Origin of the sequence: Sphingopyxis sp. H050, assembly GCF_001468265.1 — a bacterium.
In the GTDB taxonomy this organism is placed as follows: Bacteria; Pseudomonadota; Alphaproteobacteria; order Sphingomonadales; family Sphingomonadaceae; genus Sphingopyxis.
This window is the reverse complement of sequence record NZ_LNRZ01000004.1, coordinates 30138-51250: the sequence shown is the minus strand read 5'-3', so window position 1 is coordinate 51250 and position 21113 is coordinate 30138. Positions and strand designations below refer to the sequence as shown.

Sequence of the window (21113 nt, the reverse complement as noted above, 5' to 3'; positions counted from 1 at the left end):
CGCGAAACGGGGTTGCGGAGGTACCAATGTCGAAGTCTTGTCTGGTCGTCGATGACAGCAAAGTCATCCGCAAGGTCGCGCGGCATATCCTTGAAGGAATGGACTTTTCTGTCGAGGAAGCCGCCGACGGGCAGGAAGCGCTGACCTATTGCCGCGCCAACCGCCCCGACGTGATTCTGCTCGATTGGAACATGCCGGTGATGAGCGGCATGGAGTTCCTTACCGTGTTCAACGACCTCGATTTCGGCTTCGACGAGCGCCCTCGCGTCGTCTTCTGTACGACCGAGAACAGCATCGACCATATCCGTGCCGCGATCGAGGCGGGCGCCGACGAATATGTGATGAAGCCGTTCGACCGCGAAACGCTCGAAGGAAAGCTGCAACTCGTCGGCGTCGCCTGAGAGGGGCGACGATGGCGACGCCCCAACCCCTGATATCCAGCCCCCCCGGGGACGAGATGCCGGCGGGCCGTCCGGTCCGCGTGATGCTCGTCGACGACAGTCTCGTCGTCCGCAGCATTCTCGAGCGCATCGTCGACCAGAATGCCGGTCTGCAGGTGTGCGCCTCGGTCGCCTCGGCGAGCGAAGCGCTAGCGGTGCTGGCGCGCGAGCCGATCGACGTCGTTGTGCTCGATATCGAAATGCCGGGAATGAACGGCATCGACGCATTGCCGCATATTCTGGAACGCGCGACCAGCGCCCGCGTCCTCATCCTGTCGTCCAACTGCGTCGAGGGCGGCCCCGCCGCGATCGAGGCGCTTGCGCTCGGCGCCAGCGACACGCTCGCCAAGCCTGGCCGCGGCAGCTTTTCGGGCCGCTTTGCGGAGATTCTTACCGACCGCATCCGCTCGCTTGGTCAGCAGCGCGAGATTCCGGCGGTCGCGCGCGTCGCCTACCGCCCTCCGGTGCCGCCAACCCCGGTTGCGATCGACCCCGATCAGGGCCTCGAATGCATCGCCGTCGCGGCCTCGACCGGCGGCATTCCGGCGTTCACCAATTTCATCACCCACCTCGATCCGCGCGTCACCGCGCCGATCCTGCTTACCCAGCATCTGCCCGACGCCTTCATGGAGTTTTACGCCAAGCAGATCGCGACGATGACCAAGCGGACCGTCCGGGTCGCCGCCGCGGGGATGAAGGTCGAGGCGAACCATATCTATCTCGCGCCGGGCGACGCGCATCTGACCGTCGTCGCCATCGGCCGGCATCGCGAAATTGCACTCGACCGGCGGCCGGTGGAGAATGGCTGCTGCCCGTCGGCCGATCCGATGCTGGCGTCGGTCGCCGACGCCTACGGCGCGGGGGGCGTGGGGGTGGTGCTCAGCGGTATGGGCCGCGACGGCGCGAGCGGCGCCGGGAAATTGAAGGCGGCGGGCGGCACGATCTTCGCGCAGGCGCCCGAAAGCTGCGTCATCTGGGGCATGCCGGGCGCGGTTGCGAAAGCGGGGCTGGCCGCGGCGACGCTGAACCCCGATGCGATCGCCCTGATGCTCGGCAGCTATATCGCGGGACGGACGCGGCCATGATGGGCGGCAGCGCGAGCGAGTCGGCCTATCGCGTGTTGATGGGCGTACTCGAGTCGCGCACCGGTCAGACGCTGTCGCCGAACCGCATCTGGCGCATCGAAATGTCGCTGAAGCCGGTGATGCAGCGCCACGGTATCGCCGATCTCGACGCGCTCGTCGCGGGTCTCGTCACCTCGAACAGCCGCCAGCTCCTCGACGACACCGTTGACGCCATGCTCAACAACGAGACATTTTTCTATCGTGAACACAGTGTATTCGACGACATCGCGAACAATGCGCTTGAACATATCCGCACCATCAACGCGCGCACCCGCCGCCTGACTATCTGGCATTGCGGCGTTTCGACGGGGCAGGAGGCCTATTCGCTCGCGATGCTCCTCGCCGAGCAGGAAGCCAAATGGGCGGGGTGGCAGATCGATATCGTCGGCACCGACGTCAGCTATCACGCGATCGCCCGCGCGCGCGTCGGCCTCTACACCCAGTTCGAGATCCAGCGCGGCCTGCCCGTGCAGCGCATGGTGCGCTGGTTCGACCAGACCGAGGCGGGCTGGCTCGCCAAGGCCGATCTGCGTCGCCGGATCGACTTTTCGGTGCAGAATATGCTCACCGACCGGCCGCCGCTCGCCTCGTCGGCCGACTTGATCTTCTGCCGCAACCTTCTGCTCTATTTCTCGCTGCCGATGCGGCAAAAGGCGTTCGCGCGCCTCCGCGCGATGGCGGCGCCGCAAAGCTTCCTCGTGCTGGGCGCGGGCGAGACCGTGCTCGGCCAGACGGACCAGTTCGTCGCCAGCCCGCGGCTCCGCGGTCTCTACGAGCCGGCCGACCAGCAGGTGCGCCGGCCGGACCTCACACGCCCGCTCGCCGCCTGACCTTGCTTTTTGCGCCCCGCTGGCGCAATCGAAGCCGGGGCAAGCACAGAATGGGCCGAACAAGCGCATGAGCGATTTCATCGAACGCTGGTCTCCGAATTTCGACGAGCGCGCGCTGCCCATATCGATGATCGTGCTTCATTATACCGGCATGAAGAGCGGGGCCGAAGCCATTGAATGGCTTGCCAATCCCGAATCGAAGGTCTCCGCTCACTACGTCGTCAGCGAAGACGGGCAGATCACCGTCATGGTTCCCGAGGACAAGCGCGCCTGGCACGCGGGCAAATCGCACTGGCGCGGCACGAGCGACATCAATTCGGCCAGCGTCGGGATCGAGATCGTCAATCCGGGCCACGAATGGGGATATGTCCCCTTTCCCGATCCGCAAGTCGCCTCGGTCGTCCGCCTCGTTCATATGATCAAGGACCGCCACGCGATCACGCGCGGGAATGTCGTCGGCCATTCGGACATCGCGCCGACGCGCAAGCAGGACCCCGGCGAGCTTTTTCCGTGGGAAGAACTCGCGCGCCGCCGCCTCGCGCTGCCGCGCCCGACGAAGAAACTCACCGATCCGCTATGGACCGACGCGGGCTTCCTGCTCGCGCTCGAACGCTTCGGCTATGACGTGACCGACGGGTTCGCCGCGACCGTCGCCTTCCAGCGCCGCTTCCGCCCCGAACTCATCGACGGCACAATCTGCGGCGAATGCCGCGCGATCCTGCTCGCGCTGCTGCTGCCGCAGCCCGAGGGTAATTGATCGGCGGGTTTCGAGCGAAGCAGGACATTTATGGCTTCGTCATCCCGAACTTGTTTCAGCACGACGTGAAGCGAGGGGCAGCTCCCCCACGCCGAAGCCATCGTCCACGATTCACTTTATTGGACTCGCGTCACCCTATAGCCCTCGGCCGTCAGCATCGCCGGTACGGCGTCGGCGCCGACCAGATGTCCTGCGCCGACCGCCATCAGCACCGTGCCGGGCTGCTCCATCCGGGTCGTGATCCAGGCGCTCCAGCGGCGGTTGCGGTCGGTGATGATCGCCTTGCGCGCCGCGGGGACGCGGTCGACATCCTCGTTGATGATCTTCGCGAGCGCATCGGTGTCGCCGCGCGACCATGCCGCCGCCATCGCCCGCACGTCCTGGACCGCACCCGCTGAATTTTCGGCCGCCCGGGTCAGCAGCAGGCGCTGGGTGGACGCGTCGAGCGTCTCGAACGTCATCAATTGGGTCTGGGCGCTCTCCAAGCCGGAGATCGGTTTGCCGGCTTTCCGGAACGCCGCCGTCAGCCGGCTCTCTACCCCGTCGGCGGGTGTCAGGTCGGCCTGCTCCGCGACCCGCTGGCCCATCAGCACGAGCACGGCCCAGTCGTCGAGCCTGTCGCCGCCGAAATCGCCACCTGCCTCGATCGCGCGATAGCCTGCCAGCGCCCGCGGCGGCAGGCGCTTGGCCATCGCCAGCGGCGCGCTGCGCGGTGCGAGGGTCCGGAACACGTCACCGGCCCCGGCGAGCTGTTGCGGCGACAGTTCGAGCATCAGCTCGTCCGCCGAGGCGACCACGGCGGCAACCTTGCCCTTGTTCCAGTCGGTGCCGGCGGGCAGCGCGTGCATGCTGCCCAGCATATAGATGCGCGTGTCGGCATCCTCGACCAGCCACATCGCGGGGCGCGCGTCGGTCGCGGGCTGCGACGGACATCCGGCGAGCAGCAACGCCGAAAGGGCCGCCCGCAAGGGACGGCCCCGGCGCCGGGGAAGGGCGCCTTTTGCGGTCAATTGGCGATTCGCCTGGCGGTCAGCCCGCGCAGTTTCAGATATTCCTGCACGCTGTGATCCCCCGCGAGATGGCCGGCGCCGACCGCGACGAACACCGTGCCCGGCTGGCGCAGGCGTTCCTTGATCTTGTCGGCCCAGCGCGCGTTGCGATCCCACAGCAGCACCTTCGCAAGTTCGGGGGTCGCCGCCAAACTCTCGTTCATCGTCACCGCCAGCGCGTCGGGATCGCCCTTGCCCCACAGCACGACCATCTTGTCGAGCATCGGGCCGAGCTGGTCGAGTTCCTTCACGGTCGAATTGAGGAATGCGACCTGCTGCGCCTCGGGCAGCGCGTCGAAGAAGCCGAGCTGTTCCTCCAGCGTCTCGAAGCCCGAAACCGGCTTGTTCGCGGTCTTGGCGAAGCCGGTCAGCTGCTTTTCGACGCCGCTGTTCGGATCGTACCCCAGCTTGGTGAGCGGCAACACCGACAGGGTCACGGCGGCGAACCAGGGTTCGAAGGCGTCGAACTGCGCCGGGGGCAGGCCGACGCTAACCATCGCCGCCTGATAGGCTTTCAGCTCGTCGGGGGTGAGCCGCGACGGGATGGTCTTGCCGGTCTGGTCCAGCGCCAGCGGCATCATGACGCCCGCGGTTTCGGCCGGGTCGTCGGGCAGGACGAGTTCGAGGATCAGCTCGTCCGACTTGTCGAAGGCCTGCTTCACCGCGCCGTCGAACCAGCTGAGGCCGGGCTTCAGCACATGCACCGACCCGAACAGATAGATGGTGGTGTCGGCGTCCGACACCGACCAGATCGCGGGCTTGGCGGTGGTGACCGCCGCGGTCGCGGCCCCCGCGGGCTCCTTGGCCATCGCGGTGGGGCTGGGCGTCAGCGCGCAGGCGGCGAAGGGAATGATCGCGCAGGTCGAGACGAGCGACTTGAACCAGGTCTTCATGGGAGAATATCCTTTCTTATTTGGCCGTTATGGCCGGATCGGCGGGGGAAGGGGAGAGGGAAAGTCAGCGATACTTGAGCCAGAGCCATACCAGCAGGTTGACCGCGAGGGCGCCGACGAAGACGAGCATCAGGTCGGGGGTCGGGGCCAAGCTTGCGCGGTGGAGCACCCACCAGGTCGGACCGGCGAGAGTGATCGTGTACCAGGCAGCGGTTCCCGCCCAGAGATAGGCGCGTTCCTCATGGTCGTCGACCGAGCGGTGATAGAGGATGAGCGATAGGATCATGCCGACCACCCAGATGATCGACGCGCCGATCGCGAAGTTTGTTGGCAGTGGCCCGTTGCTCAGCATCGCGAGGTCGGAGGCGGATCCGCCGCTTTGCGCGACCTGCATCCAAGCGCCCAAAATGCCGCCGAACAGGCCGGCGAGGCCGAGTGCGGTCAGATAGCATTTGCGGCGCCGCGACATGGGCCGCTTTGCAGGCTTGTCGACATCAGTCATCGCTGCTCCCCTGGAAACCATCGTCGAAAATCTCCTCGATCGGCATGTCGAAAAGCCGCGCCAGCTTGAAGGCGAGCGGAAGCGAGGGGTCATATTTGCCCGTCTCGATCGCATTGACCGCCTGCCGCGATACATCGAGCCGGTCGGCCAGTTCGGCCTGGCTCCAGTTCCGCATCGCGCGCAGCACCTTCAACTGGTTGTTCATCGGCATTCCGTCAAGCGACCCTGACCGAATGTCAGGTGTTGTTGACTAAATGACATGATTCGCTGACCTTGTCAACAAGACCTGATATTTTGTAATGCGAGGGTGACATTGCCCCGCTCCCGGACGCGCCGTCCCTTGACCCTGCGGTCCTGCTGCGCCAAGGGCGACGGATATTGTTGCACCTGCGAAAGACGGGAAAAAGGTGACCGAAGGGGCGGAAAAGAAAGTCCTGAGCTTTCAGGATATGATCCTGACGCTGCACGCCTATTGGAGCGCGCGCGGCTGCGCGATCCTGCAGCCCTATGACATGCGCGTGGGGGCGGGGACCTTCCACCCCGCGACGACCTTGCGCAGTCTTGGGCCGGAGCCGTGGAACGTCGCCTATGTCCAGCCTAGCCGCCGCCCGACCGACGGCCGCTATGGCGAGAACCCGAACCGCCTTCAGCATTATTACCAGTATCAGGTGATCCTGAAGCCGTCGCCCGCCGACCTGCAGGAACAATATCTGGGCTCGCTCGCCGCGATCGGCATCGACCCGCTGCTCCACGACATCCGCTTCGTCGAGGACGACTGGGAGTCGCCCACACTCGGCGCGTGGGGTCTGGGCTGGGAAGTCTGGTGCGACGGGATGGAAGTCACCCAGTTCACTTACTTTCAGCAGATGGGCGGCTTCGACTGCAAGCCCGTCGCGGGCGAGCTGACCTACGGGCTCGAACGCCTCGCCATGTATATCCAGAATGTCGACAATGTGTACGACCTGCGCTTTTCGGACGCGGTCGGCGATGTTGCGGCGGTGAGCTATGGCGACGTGTTTCTCGAGAATGAGCGGCAATTCTCGAAGTGGAATTTCGAGGTCGCCGACACCGATACTTTGTTCGCGGGGTTCAAGGCGGCCGAGGAAGAGTGCAAGCGCGCGATCGACGCGGGCGTGCCGCTCGCCGCCTATGACCAGGCGATCGAGGCGAGCCACCTCTTCAACCTGCTCCAGGCGCGCGGCGTGATCAGTGTGCAGGAACGCGCCAATTATATGGCGCGCGTTCGCGATCTCGCGAAAGGCAGCTGCAAGGCGTGGATCGACAGCCAGTCGGAGCGCTGGACCGCAAAATATCCGGGGTGGACGCTGTGACCGCTCTGCAAAATCCTCGCGCCGCTCTCAGCTCCGTTCGTGTCGAGCGAAATCGAGACACCCATCAGGCAAGCGCTCTCCATCACGGCATCTCGACTTCGCTCGATGCGAACGGGGTTTGGGATTCGGAGGATTTGCTGTGACCGACTTTCTTCTCGAACTGCGCTCGGAAGAGATTCCCGCCCGCATGCAGGCCGGCGCGCGCGCCGAGCTGGAGAAATTGTTCCGCGCGCAGTTAAGCGCCGCGGGGCTTGAAGCGGGCGATCTTACCGTCTGGTCGACGCCGCGGCGCCTCGCGCTGATCGCACGCGATCTTCCGCAAGCGACCGCCGCCGTCAGCGAGGAACTGAAAGGTCCGCGCAGCAGCGCGCCGCCGCAGGCGCTCGAAGGGTTTTTGCGCAAGACCGGGCTGACGCAGGATCAGCTGGAAGACCGCGACGGCGTGTATTTCGCGGTGATCGACAAGCCCGGCCGCGCGACCGCCGAGGTTCTGGCCGAGGCGATCCCCGCGATCGTCCGCGCCTTTGCCTGGCCCAAGTCGATGCGCTGGGGCAAGGACAGCGCGAGCAGCGAAAGCCTGCGCTGGGTCCGCCCGCTGTCGGGGATCGTTGCGATCTTCGGCGAGGAACTGGTGCCGTGCGAAATCGGCGGGATTGCGTCGGGCTTCGCGACGCGCGGCCACCGCTTTCACTGCCCGGGCGAGATCACCATCGGTTCGGCGGCGGACTATGCCGAAAAGCTGCGCGCCTGCCACGTCATCGTCGACCATGAGGAGCGACAGGCGATTATCCGCGACGGCGCCGCCAAGGCCGCGGCTGACGCCGGGCTGAGCTTAGTAGAGGACGAGGGGCTGGTGATCGAGAATGCCGGGCTGACCGAATGGCCGGTGCCTTTGCTCGGGCGGTTCGACGAAGCGTTTCTGGAGGTGCCGCCCGAGGTCATCCAGCTCACCGCGCGCGTAAACCAGAAATATTTCGTCGTGAACGGCGCCGACGGCAAGCTCGCCAACGGCTTCGTCTGCACCGCGAACATCGACGCGAAGGACGGCGGCGCGGAGATCGTCGCGGGCAACCGTAAGGTGCTCGCGGCGCGGCTGTCGGATGCGCGGTTCTTCTGGGAGCAGGATCGCAAGACCAAGCTGGCAGATCACGCGAAAAAGCTGGATCGCATCACCTTCCACGAAAAGCTAGGCACGGTTGCGGATAAGGTCGAGCGCGTCGCGAAGCTCGCCGAATGGCTGGCGAGCGAAGGCATCGTCCCGAACTGCGACCCCGCGCTCGCGCGGCAGGCGGCCGAACTGGCAAAGGCCGACCTCGTCACCGAAATGGTCGGCGAATTCCCCGAATTGCAGGGCCTGATGGGCGGCTATTACGCCCGCGCCGAAGGCCTGCCCGATGCGGTGGCCGACGCGATCCGCGATCATTACAAGCCGGTCGGGCAGGGTGATGACGTGCCGACTGCGCCGGTGACGGTGGCTGTGGCGTTGGCGGACAAGCTGGATACGCTGACCAGCTTCTTTGCTATTCGGCTACCCCCAACAGGCTCAAAGGATCCTTTTGCGCTGCGACGTGCTGCGCTGGCTTCGCTCTCAACGATACAGAGCAGCAACCTCCGGCTGCCTTTGACGAAGCTTCTTTCGATCGCGGTTAGACTGGCGAAGGAGTCTTCCCAGGTGACGGCGTCAAACAGGCATGCTCTTGAAAGCGGAGCGCCAGTGCTGGGTAGCCCAAGCCTAACAGTTTTGGTGGCGAGAAACGGCTTTGACGAGGAACTGGCGCAGGAGGTTTGGGACGTTCTCGACTTCTTCGCTGACCGCCTCAAGGTCCAGCAGCGCGAAGCGGGCGTTCGCCACGACCTGATCGACGCGGTGTTCGCGCTCGGCGGCGAGGATGATCTCGTCCGCCTGCTCGCGCGCGTGAAGGCGTTGCAGGCCTTCATGGCGACCGAGGACGGCGCCAACCTGCTCGCGGGCTACAAGCGCGCGGCGAATATCCTGAAGCAGGCGGATATTGCTGTCGCCCCCGCGGAGGCGGGGGCCGGTGGAGGTAGTGCTCCCACGACAACGGCCCCCGCCTTCGCGGGGGCGACCGATGTGGATCGTGTGCTGCTCGCTGCGCTCGACGCCGCCGAGCCCGCCGCCGCCGCTGCCGTCACCGAAGAACGCTTCACCGATGCCATGGCTGCGCTCGCTTCGCTGCGCGCGCCGATCGACGCCTTTTTCGAGGGTGTGATGGTCAACGATCCGGACGAAGCGGTCCGCGCTTATCGCCTCGGTCTGCTCGCGCGCTTTACCGGCGCGGTGCACGGGGTCGCCGATTTCTCGAAGATCGAGGGGTAGGGGCCGGCACAGAAATTCCGTTCGTGTCGAGCGAAGTCGAGACACGCTGAAGGCACGAACGACCGATGGGCATCTCGACTTCGCGCGATGCGAACGGGGTAAGAATACCGGTTAGCTTATAACGAACGAAGTAAAATTGAATCGACGAAGTGCGATTGCATACCTACCCAGCCGCAACCTCCTCCCCGGGGCAGCAGGAGTAAGACATGACGACGATGGTGCATTTGTTCGGCGGCGACGCGACCACGCGCGAGCGGTCGAAGGAATTGCTGGGCGGCAAGGGATCGAACCTCGCCGAAATGGCCTCGATCGGCCTGCCGGTGCCCCCGGGCTTTACGATCACCACCGACGTCTGCACCCAATATTATGCGAATGGCGAGCAATTCCCGGCAGGTCTGGTCGAGGAAGTGGCCGCGGGAATCGCGCATATCGAGGGCATCACGGGCAAGACATTCGGCGACGCGGCCGATCCCTTGCTCGTCTCGGTCCGTTCGGGCGCGCGCGTGTCGATGCCGGGGATGATGGACACCGTCCTCAACCTCGGCCTCAACGACCGCACCGTCGTCGGCCTGTCCGAAGCGTCGGGTGACCCGCGTTTCGCATGGGACAGTTATCGCCGCTTCGTCCAGATGTACGCCGACGTCGTCATGGGGCTCGACCATGCCGAGTTCGAGGAAGCACTGGAAATCGCCAAGGAGGACCGCGGCTTCTATCTCGACACCGAAATGGCGGCCGAGGACTGGCAGGCGCTGGTCAAGGAGTATCAGGCGATCGTTGCGCGCGAGACCGGCGCGCCGTTCCCGCAGGAGCCGAAGGACCAGCTGTGGGGCGCAATCGGCGCCGTCTTTGCAAGCTGGGAAAGCGACCGCGCGAAAGTCTATCGCCGCCTGAACTCGATCCCCGGCGAATGGGGGACCGCGGTCAATGTGCAGGCGATGGTGTTCGGCAATATGGGCGACACCTCGGCCACCGGCGTTGCGTTCACCCGCGACCCCGCGACGGGCGAGCGCGCCTGGTACGGCGAATGGCTGATCAACGCGCAGGGCGAGGACGTCGTCGCGGGCATCCGCACGCCGCAATATCTGACGAAAATCGCGCGCGAAAAGGCCGGCGCCAAGCCGCTGTCGATGGAAGAGGCGATGCCCGAGACCTTCGCCGAGCTCGGCCGCGTCTTCGATACGCTCGAAACGCACTATCGCGACATGCAGGACATCGAGTTCACCGTCGAACGCGGGACGCTGTGGATGCTGCAGACGCGTTCGGGCAAGCGCACCGCCAAGGCAGCGCTGAAGATCGCGGTCGACATGGCGGCCGAAGGGCTGATCAGCGAAGAGGAAGCCGTGGGCCGCGTCGATCCCGGCGCACTCGACCAGCTGCTCCACCCGACGCTCGACCCGAAGGCGCCGCGCGACGTGCTGACCAAGGGGCTGCCCGCCAGCCCCGGCGCGGCATCGGGCAAGATCATGTTCGACGCCGACAGCGCCGAAAAGGCCGCAGGCATGGGCGAGGCGGTGATCCTCGTCCGTGTCGAAACGAGCCCCGAGGATATTCACGGCATGCACGCCGCAAAGGGCATTCTGACCGCGCGCGGCGGGATGACCAGCCATGCGGCGGTCGTCGCACGCGGCATGGGGCGTCCGTGCGTCTCGGGCGCCGGGGGCCTCTCGATCGACGGCGCGGCGCGCGTGCTGCGCGTTGGCGGGCGCGAACTGCGCGAAGGCGATATCCTGACCCTCGACGGTTCGACCGGCGAGGTGATGGCAGGCGAGGTTCCGACCTTGCTGCCCGAACTGGTCGGCGATTTCGGCACGCTGATGGCTTGGGCCGACAAGGTGCGCCGCATGAAGGTGCGCACCAACGCCGAGACGCCGCAGGACGCGCAGGTCGCGCGCGACTTCGGCGCCGAAGGCATCGGGCTCTGCCGCACCGAGCATATGTTCTTCGACGCCGCGCGCATCACCGCGGTGCGCGAGATGATCCTGGCGGACAGCGAGGACGGCCGCCGCGCTGCGCTCGCCAAGCTGCTCCCTGAACAGCGCGGCGACTTTGCCGCGATCTTCCGGGTGATGGCGGGGTTGCCGGTGACGATCCGCCTGCTCGATCCGCCGCTCCACGAATTCCTGCCGACGCGCGAAGAGGATTTCGCCGACGTCGCCGAGGCGGCGGGCGTCGGGATCGAGGCGCTCAAGGCACGCGCCAATGAACTCCACGAGTTCAACCCGATGCTTGGCCATCGCGGCTGCCGCCTCGGCGTCACCTATCCCGAAATATACGAGATGCAGGCGCGCGCGATCTTCGAGGCGGCGTGCGACGTCGCCGCCGACACCGGAGCCGCGCCGATCCCCGAGGTGATGATCCCGCTGGTGGCGACGCGCCGCGAATTCGACCTGATGAAGGCGGTCGTCGATAGCCAAGCCAAGGCGGTGTTTGCCGAAAAGGGCCGCGAGATCGCGTACCTTGTCGGCACGATGATCGAATTGCCGCGCGCCGCGCTGATGGCGGGCGAGATTGCCGAGAGCGCCGAATTCTTCAGCTTCGGCACCAACGACCTGACGCAGACGACGATCGGGATAAGCCGCGACGATGCGGGCCGCTTCCTGACGCAATATGTCGACAAGGGCATCTTCCTGACCGACCCGTTCGTCAGCCTCGACGTCGAGGGGGTGGGCCAGCTGATCGAGCTTGCCGCCGAGCGCGGCCGCGGCACGCGCGCGGGCATCAAACTCGGCATCTGCGGCGAGCATGGCGGCGACGCGCCGAGCATCCATTTCTGCGAGAAAACCAGCCTCGATTACGTCAGCGCTTCGCCGTATCGCGTGCCGATCGCCCGGCTGGCGGCGGCGCAGGCGGCCCTGAAAAAGGGATAAGCGCGAGGGGGGGGGAGACGCCATGAAGAGCTGGCACCGTTATGCGATCGCTGTGGCGGGCGGATTGGCGGTGGGTCTTGGCGCCGCCTGGGCGCTGACCGGCAACGGCTTCGGCGACGGCGGGATCCACAATGGCCCATGGTCGACCTCGCTCGGTTACGGGACAAAGGCGACCGACGCGTTGACCCGCGCCCGAGTGGCGCGCGGCGGGCTGCTCGCGCTGCCGGCCAAGGAAACCGTCTATTGGTCGGCGAAGACCGACGCGAGCGGTGCGCCGCTCGATGGCGATTGCCGATACAGCCTGTCGGGGACCGCGCTCGACGCGCGCTGGTGGAGCGTCACCATCTATGACGCCGCGGGCTATCTGGTCGCCAATCCGGCAAACCGCTGGTCGGTGAACGGCGCCAATGTCGCGCTCGACGCCAAGGGCGAGTGGCGCGTCACGGTCGCGCCCGACAAACCGGCCGACGGTGCATGGCTGCCGGGAACGAAGGGGCAGCCCTTTCATCTGACGCTGCGCATGTATAATCCCGGCCAAGACTTCCGCGCCGACCCGGCGAAGGCGGCGCTGCCGCGCATCGTCAAGAAGGGGTGTTGAGATGCGGCGCTGGCTCGGTCCCGTTCTCGCCGGCCTGATCGTCGCTGCGGCGACCACCGCGGCCGTCATTCATTTCCTGCCGTACAGCCTGATGAATGTCGCGATCGAGCGACTGGGGCAGGGCGGGATCAACCGCATGTCCTATGGCAATCTGGCGACCCCGGCGCGCCAGCCGGTGGTGCGGCCGAGCCCCGACCTAGCCTATTCAAGCTGTCCCTATGACCTGTCGGCAGGGCCGCTGGCGATCGACGTGACGCCGGTGCCGGGGCGCTATAGTTCCTTGAGCGTCTTCGACGCCGCCACCGACGTCATTTTCGTCCGCAACGATGTCGAGGCAGGCGGCAAGCCCTACCGAATCATCGTTGCGCGTGAGGGGCAGGCGGTGCCGGCGGGCGCTGAGGTCATCCGCACCGGGCATGACAAGGGCATCGCGCTGATCCGGCTTTTGCTGAAGGATCCGGCGGAAATCGGGGCTCTCGACGCTGCGCGCCGCCAATCGTCGTGCCGCGTGGTCACAAATCCGAAATAGGGGGTTGCGCGCCCGCGAACTGCCCCCTAAAGGCTCCCCTCCACGCACCCGTAGCTCAGCTGGATAGAGCACCAGACTACGAATCTGGGGGTCGGACGTTCGAATCGTTCCGGGTGCGCCATTTCCCGAAAATTGCGGATTTTTGGCGCGGCGCGCGGGCTTCGGCATCCGTCGGCTTCCCGGGCTGATGCCGGGTGCGACGGGGAGCCGCGCATAGCTATGCCCTGTTGCATCGGCGACGGCGCTGGGACATTCCGAACACGTCCGGAACCACTATCCGGCGAGGGAGAGTCATGAGCGAAGCCATCGTCACGGTCGATATCGGCGGCACCCACGCGCGATTTGCGATCGCCGAGGTCGCGGGCGGGCGCGTTACCTCGCTCGGCCCGGAGACCACCCTCCATACGAAGGACCATGCGAGTTTTCAGACCGCGTGGCAGGATTTCGAGCAGCAACAAGGCGGTGCGTTGCCGCGCGCGGTCGCCATTGCGATTGCAGGGCCGACCCGCGGCGAGATCATTCGTTTCACCAACAACCCCTGGATCATCCGTCCCGCGCTGATCGGCGAGAAGCTGAACGTCGATCGGCATGTGCTGGTCAATGACTTCGAGGCGGTCGGTCATGCGGTCGCGCAGGCGGACGCCGGATATTTCGAGCATCTGGCGGGCCCGGACGCGCCGCTGCCTGCGGAGGGCACGATCAGCATCATCGGTCCCGGCACGGGCCTGGGTGTCGCGCATATCTGGCGCGACGGCGGGCAGTATCGGGTGCAGGCGACCGAGGGCGGGCATATCGACTTCGCGCCGCTCGACAGCATCGAGGACGCGATCCTCGCGCGGCTGCGCAAGCGCCACCGGCGCGTGTCGATCGAACGGATCGTCTCGGGACCGGGCATCGTCGACATCTATGAGACGCTGGCGAGCATGGAGGGCCGCGCGATCACGCCGCTCGACGACCGGACGATCTGGGCGCAGGCGATGAGCGGCGAGGACGCGCTCGCAGCGGCCGCCGCCGACCGCTTCTGCCTGTCGCTCGGCAGCGTCGCCGGCGATCTCGCGCTGGCGCAGGGCGCGTCGGGGGTTGTCATCGCGGGCGGTCTTGGCCTTCGCATCCGCGACCAGCTCGTCCGCTCGGGCTTTCCCGAGCGCTTCGTCGCCAAGGGGCGGTTCGAGAATTTCATGGCGGCGATCCCGGTCAAGCTGATCACCCACCCGCAGCCGGGGTTGTTCGGCGCGGCGGCGGCCTTCGCGCGGCAGTACGCCTAAGATTCCGCTGGCGCAGCGGCGGTAAAATCGGCAGCAAGGACGCATGCCCGCACGCCCCGTCCTCGGCATCATCGCCTGCAACCGCTCCGTCGGGACCGAGATCGCGCAAACGGTGATCAACCGCTATGCGACCGCGGCGATGCGCCATGCCGACTGCGCGGCGCTGATCATCCCGTCGCTGCCCGATTATATGCGGGCCGACGAAATCGTCGGACGGCTCGATGGCGTCCTGCTGACCGGGACGCCCTCCAATGTCGCGCCCGCCCTGTACGGCGATCCGGCCGAGGGCGAGGGGCCGTTCGATCCCGACCGCGATCGGATGATGACCGAACTCGTCGAGGCGGTCATCGCGGCGCAGCGGCCGCTCTTCGGCATCTGTCGGGGGTTTCAGGAGATCAATGTTGCCCTGGGTGGCACGCTGCGGCGGGATACGTCGGCGAGCGCGCAATTGTTGCACCACCATGCGCCCGACGGCGTCGCGTTCGACGCGATGTTCGATCATCATCACAAGGTCGACCTAGTCGAGGGCGGCTTGCTCGCGGCGGCTTATGAAACGCCGTCGCTGGACGTGAACTCGGTCCATTATCAGGGCATCGGCGAATTGGCCGACGGGCTGACGGTCGAGGCACGAGCGCCCGATGGGCTGGTCGAGGCGTACAGCGCGCGGCCGAACGGCGCGCCGTTGCTTGCGGTGCAATGGCATCCCGAATGGGCGACCGATGCGAACGGCCAGAGCCAGACCTATTTCCACCTTCTCGGGCGCGCGTTAAGAGGCGAATTATGAACCGCCGCGTCACCCGTTATGACCGCTATCTCGCGCGGATCAGCTTTTCGCCCTGATTGTCCGGAAGCCGGTTTCTTTCCGTTTTCCGACAATCAGGAGTTTTGACATGCCCCGCAATCACGACATCGCCGAACTGCGCCGCCTCGACGTCGCGCACCATCTTCCCGCGCAGGCCGACTGGGCCGAGATCGAGCGGCTGGGCGGCAGCCGCATCATCACGCATGCCGAGGGCTGCTATATCCACGACGGTGACGGTCACCGCATCCTCGACGGGATGGCGGGCCTGTGGTGCGTCAACGTCGGTTACGGCCGCGAGGAGCTGGTCGAAGCGGCGGCGGCGCAGATGCGCGAGCTGCCCTTCTACAACACCTTCTTCAAGACCGCGACGCCGCCGACGGTGACGCTGGCGGCGAAAATCGCCTCGCTCACCGGCAATCGCCTGCCGCATGTCTTCTTCAACGCCTCGGGCAGCGAGGCGAACGATACGGTGTTCCGTATGGTGCGCCATTATTGGAAGCTGAAGGGCGAGCCGAAGCGCACCGTCTTCATCAGCCGCTGGAACGCCTATCATGGTTCGACCGTCGCAGGCGTCTCGCTCGGCGGGATGAAAGCGATGCACGCGCAGGGCGATCTGCCGATCCCCGGCGTCGAACATGTCCGCCAGCCCTATGCCTTTAACGAGGGGCAGGGGATGACCGAGGAGGAATTTTGCGATGCCTGCGTGCAGGCGATCGAGGACAAGATTCTGGAGGTCGGTCCCGAAAATTGCGCCGCCTTCATCGGCGAGCCGGTGCAGGGCGCGGGCGGCGTGATCATTCCGCCCAAGGGATATTGGCCCAAGGTCGAGGCGGTGGCGCGCAAATATGGCCTGCTGGTCGTCGCCGACGAGGTGATCTGCGGCTTCGGGCGGACGGGCAGGATGTGGGGGCACGAGACGATGGGCTTTACCCCCGACCTGATGCCGATGGCGAAGGGGCTGTCGTCGGGTTATCTGCCGATCTCGGCGACTGCGGTCGCCAGCCATGTCGTGGATGCGCTGAAGACCGGCGGCGATTTCGTCCACGGCTTTACCTATTCGGGGCATCCGGTCGCGGCGGCGGTCGCGCTCAGGAATATCGAGATCATCGAGCGCGAGGGCCTCGTCGAACGCACCGGCAGCGTCAGCGGGCCGCATCTGGCGACGGCGCTCGCGACGCTGAACGATCATCCGCTCGTCGGCGAGACGCGCTCGGTCGGGCTGCTCGGCGCGGTCGAGATCGTCGCCGACAAGGAAACGCGGGCGCGCTTCGGCGGCGCCGAGGGAACCGCGGGGCCAATGGCGCGCGACGCGTGCATCGCGAACGGGCTGATGGTGCGCGGGATCCGCGACAGTCTGGTCATGTGCCCGCCGTTGATCATCACCACCGAACAGATCGACGAGATGGTTGCCATCATCCGCAAATCGCTCGATGAGGTGATGCCGAAACTCCGCGCCTTCTGAACCTTTGGTTCGTCATCCCGGCGAAGGCCGGGATCTCGCCGGTGCGACAGGCGGCCGGGGTGAGATCCCGGCCTTCGCCGGGATGACAAAAAGGGAGCAAACGACCTTCGACAAGCTCAGGGCGAGCGGTTAGAGGGGAAGCTCAATCACTTAGAGGAAACGTTTAACCCCATGCCATCCGGCCTTTTTGCCCTGCTCGACGACATCGCCACCATCGCCAAGGTCGCCGCCGCGAGCATCGACGATATCGGCGCCGCGGCGTCGAAGGCCGGGGTCAAGGCGGCGGGGGTCGTGGTCGACGATACCGCGGTGACGCCGCGCTATGTCACCGGCTTCACCCCCGACCGCGAACTGCCGATCATCTGGCGGATCACCAAGGGGTCGATCTTCAACAAGCTGGTGCTGATCCTGCCGGCGCTGCTGATCCTGTCGACCTTCGTGCCGTGGGCGATCACGCCGCTGTTGATGCTGGGCGGCGCTTATCTGTGTTTCGAGGGGGCGGAGAAGGTGCTGCACTCGCTGCAGAAGGACGAGACGAGCCTGGAGGAAGACGCCGGGATCGTCGCCGACAAGGATCATGAAGAGGCGATGGTGAAGGGGGCGGTGCGCACCGACTTCATCCTGTCGGCCGAGATCATGGTGATCGCGCTCAACGAGGTGCTCGACGAGCATTTCGCGATGCGCGCCGCGACGCTTGCCGTGGTGGCGATCGTGATCACGGTCGCGGTCTATGGCGTCGTCGGGCTGATCGTGAAGATGGACGATATCGGCCTGCACATGGCCCGGGAGGGCAATGCGGCGCGCAAGGCGATCGGCCGCGGGCTGGTCGCCTTCATGCCGAAGCTGTTGGCGGCGCTCGCGCTGATCGGGACCGCCGCGATGCTGTGGGTCGGTGGCCAGATCGTGCTGCACGGGCTCGACGAATATGACATCGGCAATATCGGCCACGGCCTCCATGATTTCGCGCATTCGGTCGCGGGCGGCCTGCCCGGCGCGGGCGTGTGGGAATGGCTGATCAATGCGGGCGGGGCGGGCATTTTCGGGCTGCTGCTCGGCGGCGTGATTGCCGGCGTCCTGCACTTTCTGCCGGGGAAGAAGGCGGCGCATTAACTCGTCACCCCGGACTTGATCCGGGGTCCAAGACTTCAAAGCTGCTATGGATCCCGGATCAAGTCCGGGATGACGAAAGGGGAATGTCGCGAGGCTATCCCAGCAGCACCACCGGGCTGTCGGCGCGCCAGTGCATGCTGACCTTGTCGTCCCAAGTGAAATCCTCCTGGTCGTGGCGCGACAGGTTCGGGCGCGAGACGCGCAGGCGAGCGCCCGATTCAAGCAATATGTCGTAAAGTGTGATGTCGCCGAGATAGGACATGCCCTTGATGCAGCCGCGCGCGAAATTATGCTCTTCGGGCGCGTCCTGCGCCGCCGCGCGCACCGCCTTGCCCTCGCCGGGAACGTGGAGATAGATTTTCTCGGGGCGTAGCGCGACCCAGACGTCGGCGCCGTGCGGGCCGGTGACCCCGTGATTGAGATAGACCTTGCCGAGCCCCGGGCAGTCGACCGCCGCCTTGTCGGGCTCGTCGAGGGTCAGCTTGCCCTCGAAGATGTTCACCGACCCCACGAAGTCGGCGACGAAGCGGTTTGCGGGATATTCGTAGAGGTCCGCCGGCCCTGCAAGCTGCGAAACCTCGCCCTTGTTGATCACCGCGATCCGGCTCGCCATCGACAGCGCTTCGTCCTGGTCGTGCGTCACGGTGACGAAGGTGATGCCGACCTGATCCTGCAATTCGGCGAGCTCGAACTGCATCTGCGCGCGCAGCTTGGCGTCGAGCGCCGACAGCGGCTCGTCGAGCAGCAGCACCTTCGGACGCATGATCAGGCTGCGTGCAAGCGCGACGCGCTGGCGCTGGCCGCCCGACATCTGGTCGGGCATCCGATCCTCGAACCCGCCAAGCTTGACCAGCTCGAGCGCCTCGGCGACGCGGTCCCTGACCTCGCCGCCCTTCACGCCGGCGATCTTCAGGCCATAGGCGACATTGTCGGCGACGCTCATGTGCGGGAAAACGGCATAGCTCTGGAACACCATGTTCACCGGCCGCTTGTTCGGCGGAATGCCCGCCATGTCCTGCCCGTCGATCACTATCTTGCCTTCGGTCGGCAGCTCGAACCCCGCGATCATGCGCAGCAGCGTCGTCTTGCCGCAGCCCGAGGGGCCGAGCAGCACGAAGAATTCACCGGCCAGGATGTCCAGGCTGACATTGTCGACCGCCGCGACCTTGCCGAACCGCTTGGTGACATTCTGGATCTGGATGATCGGCTTTTTCGGCGCGTCGGTCATAAAATGTCCTAAATCCGTTCGTGTCGAGCTAAGTCGAGACACCGTGAAGGCGGGCACGACCGATGGGCATCTCGACTTCGCTCGATGCGAACGGAGAAGGGGATGCAGACGGGGAGAATGAAACGACCGGCCATCAGTGGGTTTCCGCGATGGCCTTCACGCCCTGAAGCTTCAGCGCGACGGCGGTCAGGACGACCGTCAGGATGATGAGCAGGGTCGAGGCGGCATTGACCTCGGGCGTCACCGAGAAGCGCACCATCGAATAGACCTTGACCGGGAAGGTGATCGTGTCGGGCCCGCTGGTGAAATAGGTGATGACGAAATCGTCGAGGCTCAAGGTGAAGGACAGCAGCGCGCCCGCGACGAGTGCGGGCTTCATGTGCGGGATCAGCACGTCGCGGAACACCGCCCATTCGCCCGCGCTAAGATCCTTTGCGGCCTCCTCCTGCTCGCGGTTGAAGCTCGCGAGCCGCGAGCGCACAACCATCGTCACGAAGGGAAAACAGAAGGTGATGTGCGCGATGATGATCGCGCCGAGATTGAACGGCCAGATCAGGTCGGTTGGCCATTCGAGCCACTTCGCGAAGAAGATCAGGAAGGCGACACCCATGCAGATTTCGGGGACGATGATCGGCAGCGAGATCGTCCCGTCGACGGCGCCCTTCAGCGGGAAGCGAAAGCGCCACAGCATCACCGCCGCGACCGCGCCCAGCATCAGGCTGACGATCGTTGCGAGCGCCGCGATGGTCAGCGAGTTGACGAGCGCCTCGACCAGCTGGTCGTTGCCGAGCGCCTTTTCATAATATTTGGTGGTGAAGCCGCGCCACACGACGTTGCGCTTGCTGTCGTTGAAGCTGAAGATCATCAGCACGAAGAGCGGCGCATAGAGGAACAGCATCACCAGCCCGACCCACAGCCGCATCCACAGTGTGCGGCTATATTCGAGCGGAGCAATCGGGGTGCGGGCGAAGAGGGCCATCAGCGAACCTCCGGCACTTTCTTGCGCATCGCCTGCAGCGCGATGAGGATGAACATGGCGTAGATCAGCAGGAAGGAGAGCGCGGCGCCGAAAGGCCAGTCGTTCGCCTTCTTGAACTGGCGTTCGATCACGTTGGCGATCATCTGGCTGTCGGTGCCGCCCATCAGATCGGGCGTGAGATACGCGCCGAGCGCGGGGATCAGCGTGATCATCACCCCCGCGACGATGCCGGGCGCGGCAAGCGGGACGACGATGCGCATGATCGTGCGGAAATGGCCGGCGCCAAGGTCGAGGCTCGCCTCAATCAGGCTGCGGTCGAGGCGGTCGAGCGCGGCGTAGAGCGGGAGCACCATGAAGGGCAGGTGGACATAGACCAACCCGAAAACGACGGCGAAATTGTTGAAGAGCAGCTGCACCGGCTCCCAGGTCGGCAGCGGCTGCAGGCCGACGAGGGTCCGAAACCAGCTCGCGCCACCCCACAGGCTTTCCAGCCCCTTGTTCGCATAGCCCTGCGTCCCGAGCAGCATCATCAGCGCATAGGTGCGGATGAGCAGGTTGGTCCAGAAGGGCAGCATGATACCCAGCAGCAGCCAGGGCCGCCATTTCTCGCTGGCGAAGGTGATCGCCATCGCCACCGGAAAGCCGATGATCAGGCAGATCAGCGTGACGAGCGCCGCGACCGCGAAGCTCTTGCCGAAGATGGTCACATAAAGCCACTCGGTCGCGCGCTTGTAATTTTCGAGGGTGCCCGAAAATTCGATGTCGGTCAGACCGCGATTCTCGCCGAAGCTGTAGACCCAGACGATCGCCATCGGCACGAGGAAGAAGAGCAGAACCCACAGGATCGTCGGCAGCGACACCGCCGCGAACACCCGTTTGTTCGATTTCCAGTCCTGCTCGGCCATCCCCCCGATGCCTCCAGTTGACCTATGAATAAAAGGCTGTGTGCTCCCGCGCAGACGGGAGCCCATCACCGGACGGTGCTATTTCGGACCGACCGGAGATGGGT

At 65.5% G+C, this 21113-nt stretch carries 20 protein-coding genes and 1 tRNA gene; 14 read left to right on the top strand and 7 right to left on the bottom strand.

The genetic code is table 11. The annotated features are described in order from the left end of the window. The first annotated feature begins 26 nt into the window (after window positions 1-26). The 4 genes from ATE67_RS09320 (at window position 27) to ATE67_RS09305 (ending at window position 3151) form a co-directional block, all read left to right on the top strand. Window positions 27-401: a response regulator gene (locus ATE67_RS09320; protein WP_058816484.1), complete on the top strand. Its 375-nt coding sequence runs from the start codon at window positions 27-29 to the stop codon at window positions 399-401. Window positions 402-457: 56 nt separating this feature from the next. After that, complete coding sequence (cheB, locus tag ATE67_RS09315) at window positions 458-1525, top strand: chemotaxis-specific protein-glutamate methyltransferase CheB (RefSeq protein WP_231728095.1); 1068 nt, start codon at window positions 458-460, stop codon at window positions 1523-1525. Continuing rightward, on the top strand, window positions 1522-2394 hold the full coding sequence (locus ATE67_RS09310; RefSeq protein WP_058816482.1) for a CheR family methyltransferase: 873 nt from the start codon (window positions 1522-1524) through the stop codon (window positions 2392-2394). Before cheB ends, ATE67_RS09310 begins: the two co-directional genes overlap by 4 nt. 67 nt (window positions 2395-2461) lie before the next feature. After that, window positions 2462-3151, top strand: a complete 690-nt coding sequence (locus tag ATE67_RS09305; protein WP_058816481.1) for an N-acetylmuramoyl-L-alanine amidase — start codon at window positions 2462-2464, stop codon at window positions 3149-3151. Between the two features lie 116 nt (window positions 3152-3267). Here the strand turns inward: ATE67_RS09305 and ATE67_RS09300 are convergent, their stop codons facing one another. From ATE67_RS09300 to ATE67_RS09285, 4 genes are all read right to left on the bottom strand, one after another. Then, window positions 3268-4119, bottom strand: coding sequence for a TraB/GumN family protein (locus ATE67_RS09300; RefSeq protein WP_231728094.1), 852 nt, complete (start codon window positions 4117-4119; stop codon window positions 3268-3270). Between the two features lie 38 nt (window positions 4120-4157). After that, the gene (locus ATE67_RS09295) at window positions 4158-5093 is read right to left on the bottom strand and encodes a TraB/GumN family protein (RefSeq protein ID WP_058816479.1); all 936 of its coding nucleotides are present in this window, start codon (window positions 5091-5093) and stop codon (window positions 4158-4160) included. A gap of 64 nt (window positions 5094-5157) precedes the next feature. Continuing rightward, window positions 5158-5595 (bottom strand): hypothetical protein, encoded by a 438-nt coding sequence (locus tag ATE67_RS09290; protein ID WP_058816478.1) that lies wholly within the window; start codon window positions 5593-5595, stop codon window positions 5158-5160. Next, window positions 5588-5800, bottom strand: coding sequence for a helix-turn-helix transcriptional regulator (locus ATE67_RS09285; RefSeq protein ID WP_058816477.1), 213 nt, complete (start codon window positions 5798-5800; stop codon window positions 5588-5590). The genes ATE67_RS09290 and ATE67_RS09285 overlap by 8 nt, the downstream gene beginning before the upstream one ends. 244 nt (window positions 5801-6044) lie before the next feature. On the opposite strand from ATE67_RS09285, the gene ATE67_RS09280 reads away from it, so the two are divergent. The 10 genes from ATE67_RS09280 (at window position 6045) to ATE67_RS09235 (ending at window position 17897) form a co-directional block, all read left to right on the top strand. Continuing rightward, window positions 6045-6926: a glycine--tRNA ligase subunit alpha gene (locus ATE67_RS09280; protein ID WP_058816732.1), complete on the top strand. Its 882-nt coding sequence runs from the start codon at window positions 6045-6047 to the stop codon at window positions 6924-6926. 139 nt (window positions 6927-7065) lie between these two features. After that, complete coding sequence (gene glyS / locus ATE67_RS09275; RefSeq protein ID WP_058816476.1) at window positions 7066-9264, top strand: glycine--tRNA ligase subunit beta; 2199 nt, start codon at window positions 7066-7068, stop codon at window positions 9262-9264. Window positions 9265-9470: 206 nt separating this feature from the next. After that, the gene (gene ppdK / locus ATE67_RS09270; RefSeq protein WP_058816475.1) at window positions 9471-12131 is read left to right on the top strand and encodes a pyruvate, phosphate dikinase; all 2661 of its coding nucleotides are present in this window, start codon (window positions 9471-9473) and stop codon (window positions 12129-12131) included. A 22-nt stretch (window positions 12132-12153) separates the two neighbouring features. Further along, on the top strand, window positions 12154-12729 hold the full coding sequence (locus ATE67_RS09265; protein ID WP_058816474.1) for a DUF1214 domain-containing protein: 576 nt from the start codon (window positions 12154-12156) through the stop codon (window positions 12727-12729). A gap of 1 nt (window position 12730) precedes the next feature. Next, window positions 12731-13258 carry a DUF1254 domain-containing protein gene (locus ATE67_RS09260; protein WP_058816473.1) on the top strand — a complete coding sequence of 176 codons (528 nt, stop codon included), beginning with the start codon at window positions 12731-12733 and terminating at the stop codon, window positions 13256-13258. A gap of 44 nt (window positions 13259-13302) precedes the next feature. After that, window positions 13303-13379 (top strand) — tRNA-Arg (locus ATE67_RS09255). A 172-nt stretch (window positions 13380-13551) separates the two neighbouring features. Next, a complete protein-coding gene (glk, locus tag ATE67_RS09250; RefSeq protein WP_058816472.1) occupies window positions 13552-14523 on the top strand; it encodes a glucokinase in 972 nt (323 codons plus the stop codon). A gap of 43 nt (window positions 14524-14566) precedes the next feature. Beyond that, window positions 14567-15307, top strand: coding sequence for a gamma-glutamyl-gamma-aminobutyrate hydrolase family protein (locus ATE67_RS09245; protein WP_058816471.1), 741 nt, complete (start codon window positions 14567-14569; stop codon window positions 15305-15307). Window positions 15308-15413: 106 nt separating this feature from the next. Next, complete coding sequence (locus ATE67_RS09240; protein WP_058816470.1) at window positions 15414-16787, top strand: aspartate aminotransferase family protein; 1374 nt, start codon at window positions 15414-15416, stop codon at window positions 16785-16787. Window positions 16788-16958: 171 nt separating this feature from the next. Then, window positions 16959-17897, top strand: a complete 939-nt coding sequence (locus ATE67_RS09235; protein WP_058816469.1) for a DUF808 domain-containing protein — start codon at window positions 16959-16961, stop codon at window positions 17895-17897. Between the two features lie 94 nt (window positions 17898-17991). On the opposite strand, the gene ATE67_RS09230 is transcribed toward ATE67_RS09235, so the two are convergent. The 3 genes from ATE67_RS09230 to ATE67_RS09220 form a co-directional block, all read right to left on the bottom strand. After that, window positions 17992-19125, bottom strand: coding sequence for an ABC transporter ATP-binding protein (locus ATE67_RS09230; protein ID WP_058816468.1), 1134 nt, complete (start codon window positions 19123-19125; stop codon window positions 17992-17994). 133 nt (window positions 19126-19258) lie between these two features. Next, window positions 19259-20104 (bottom strand): ABC transporter permease, encoded by an 846-nt coding sequence (locus tag ATE67_RS09225; protein WP_058816467.1) that lies wholly within the window; start codon window positions 20102-20104, stop codon window positions 19259-19261. Further along, window positions 20104-21009, bottom strand: a complete 906-nt coding sequence (locus tag ATE67_RS09220) for an ABC transporter permease (protein ID WP_058816466.1) — start codon at window positions 21007-21009, stop codon at window positions 20104-20106. The genes ATE67_RS09225 and ATE67_RS09220 overlap by 1 nt, the downstream gene beginning before the upstream one ends. Between the last annotated feature and the right edge of the window lie 104 nt (window positions 21010-21113).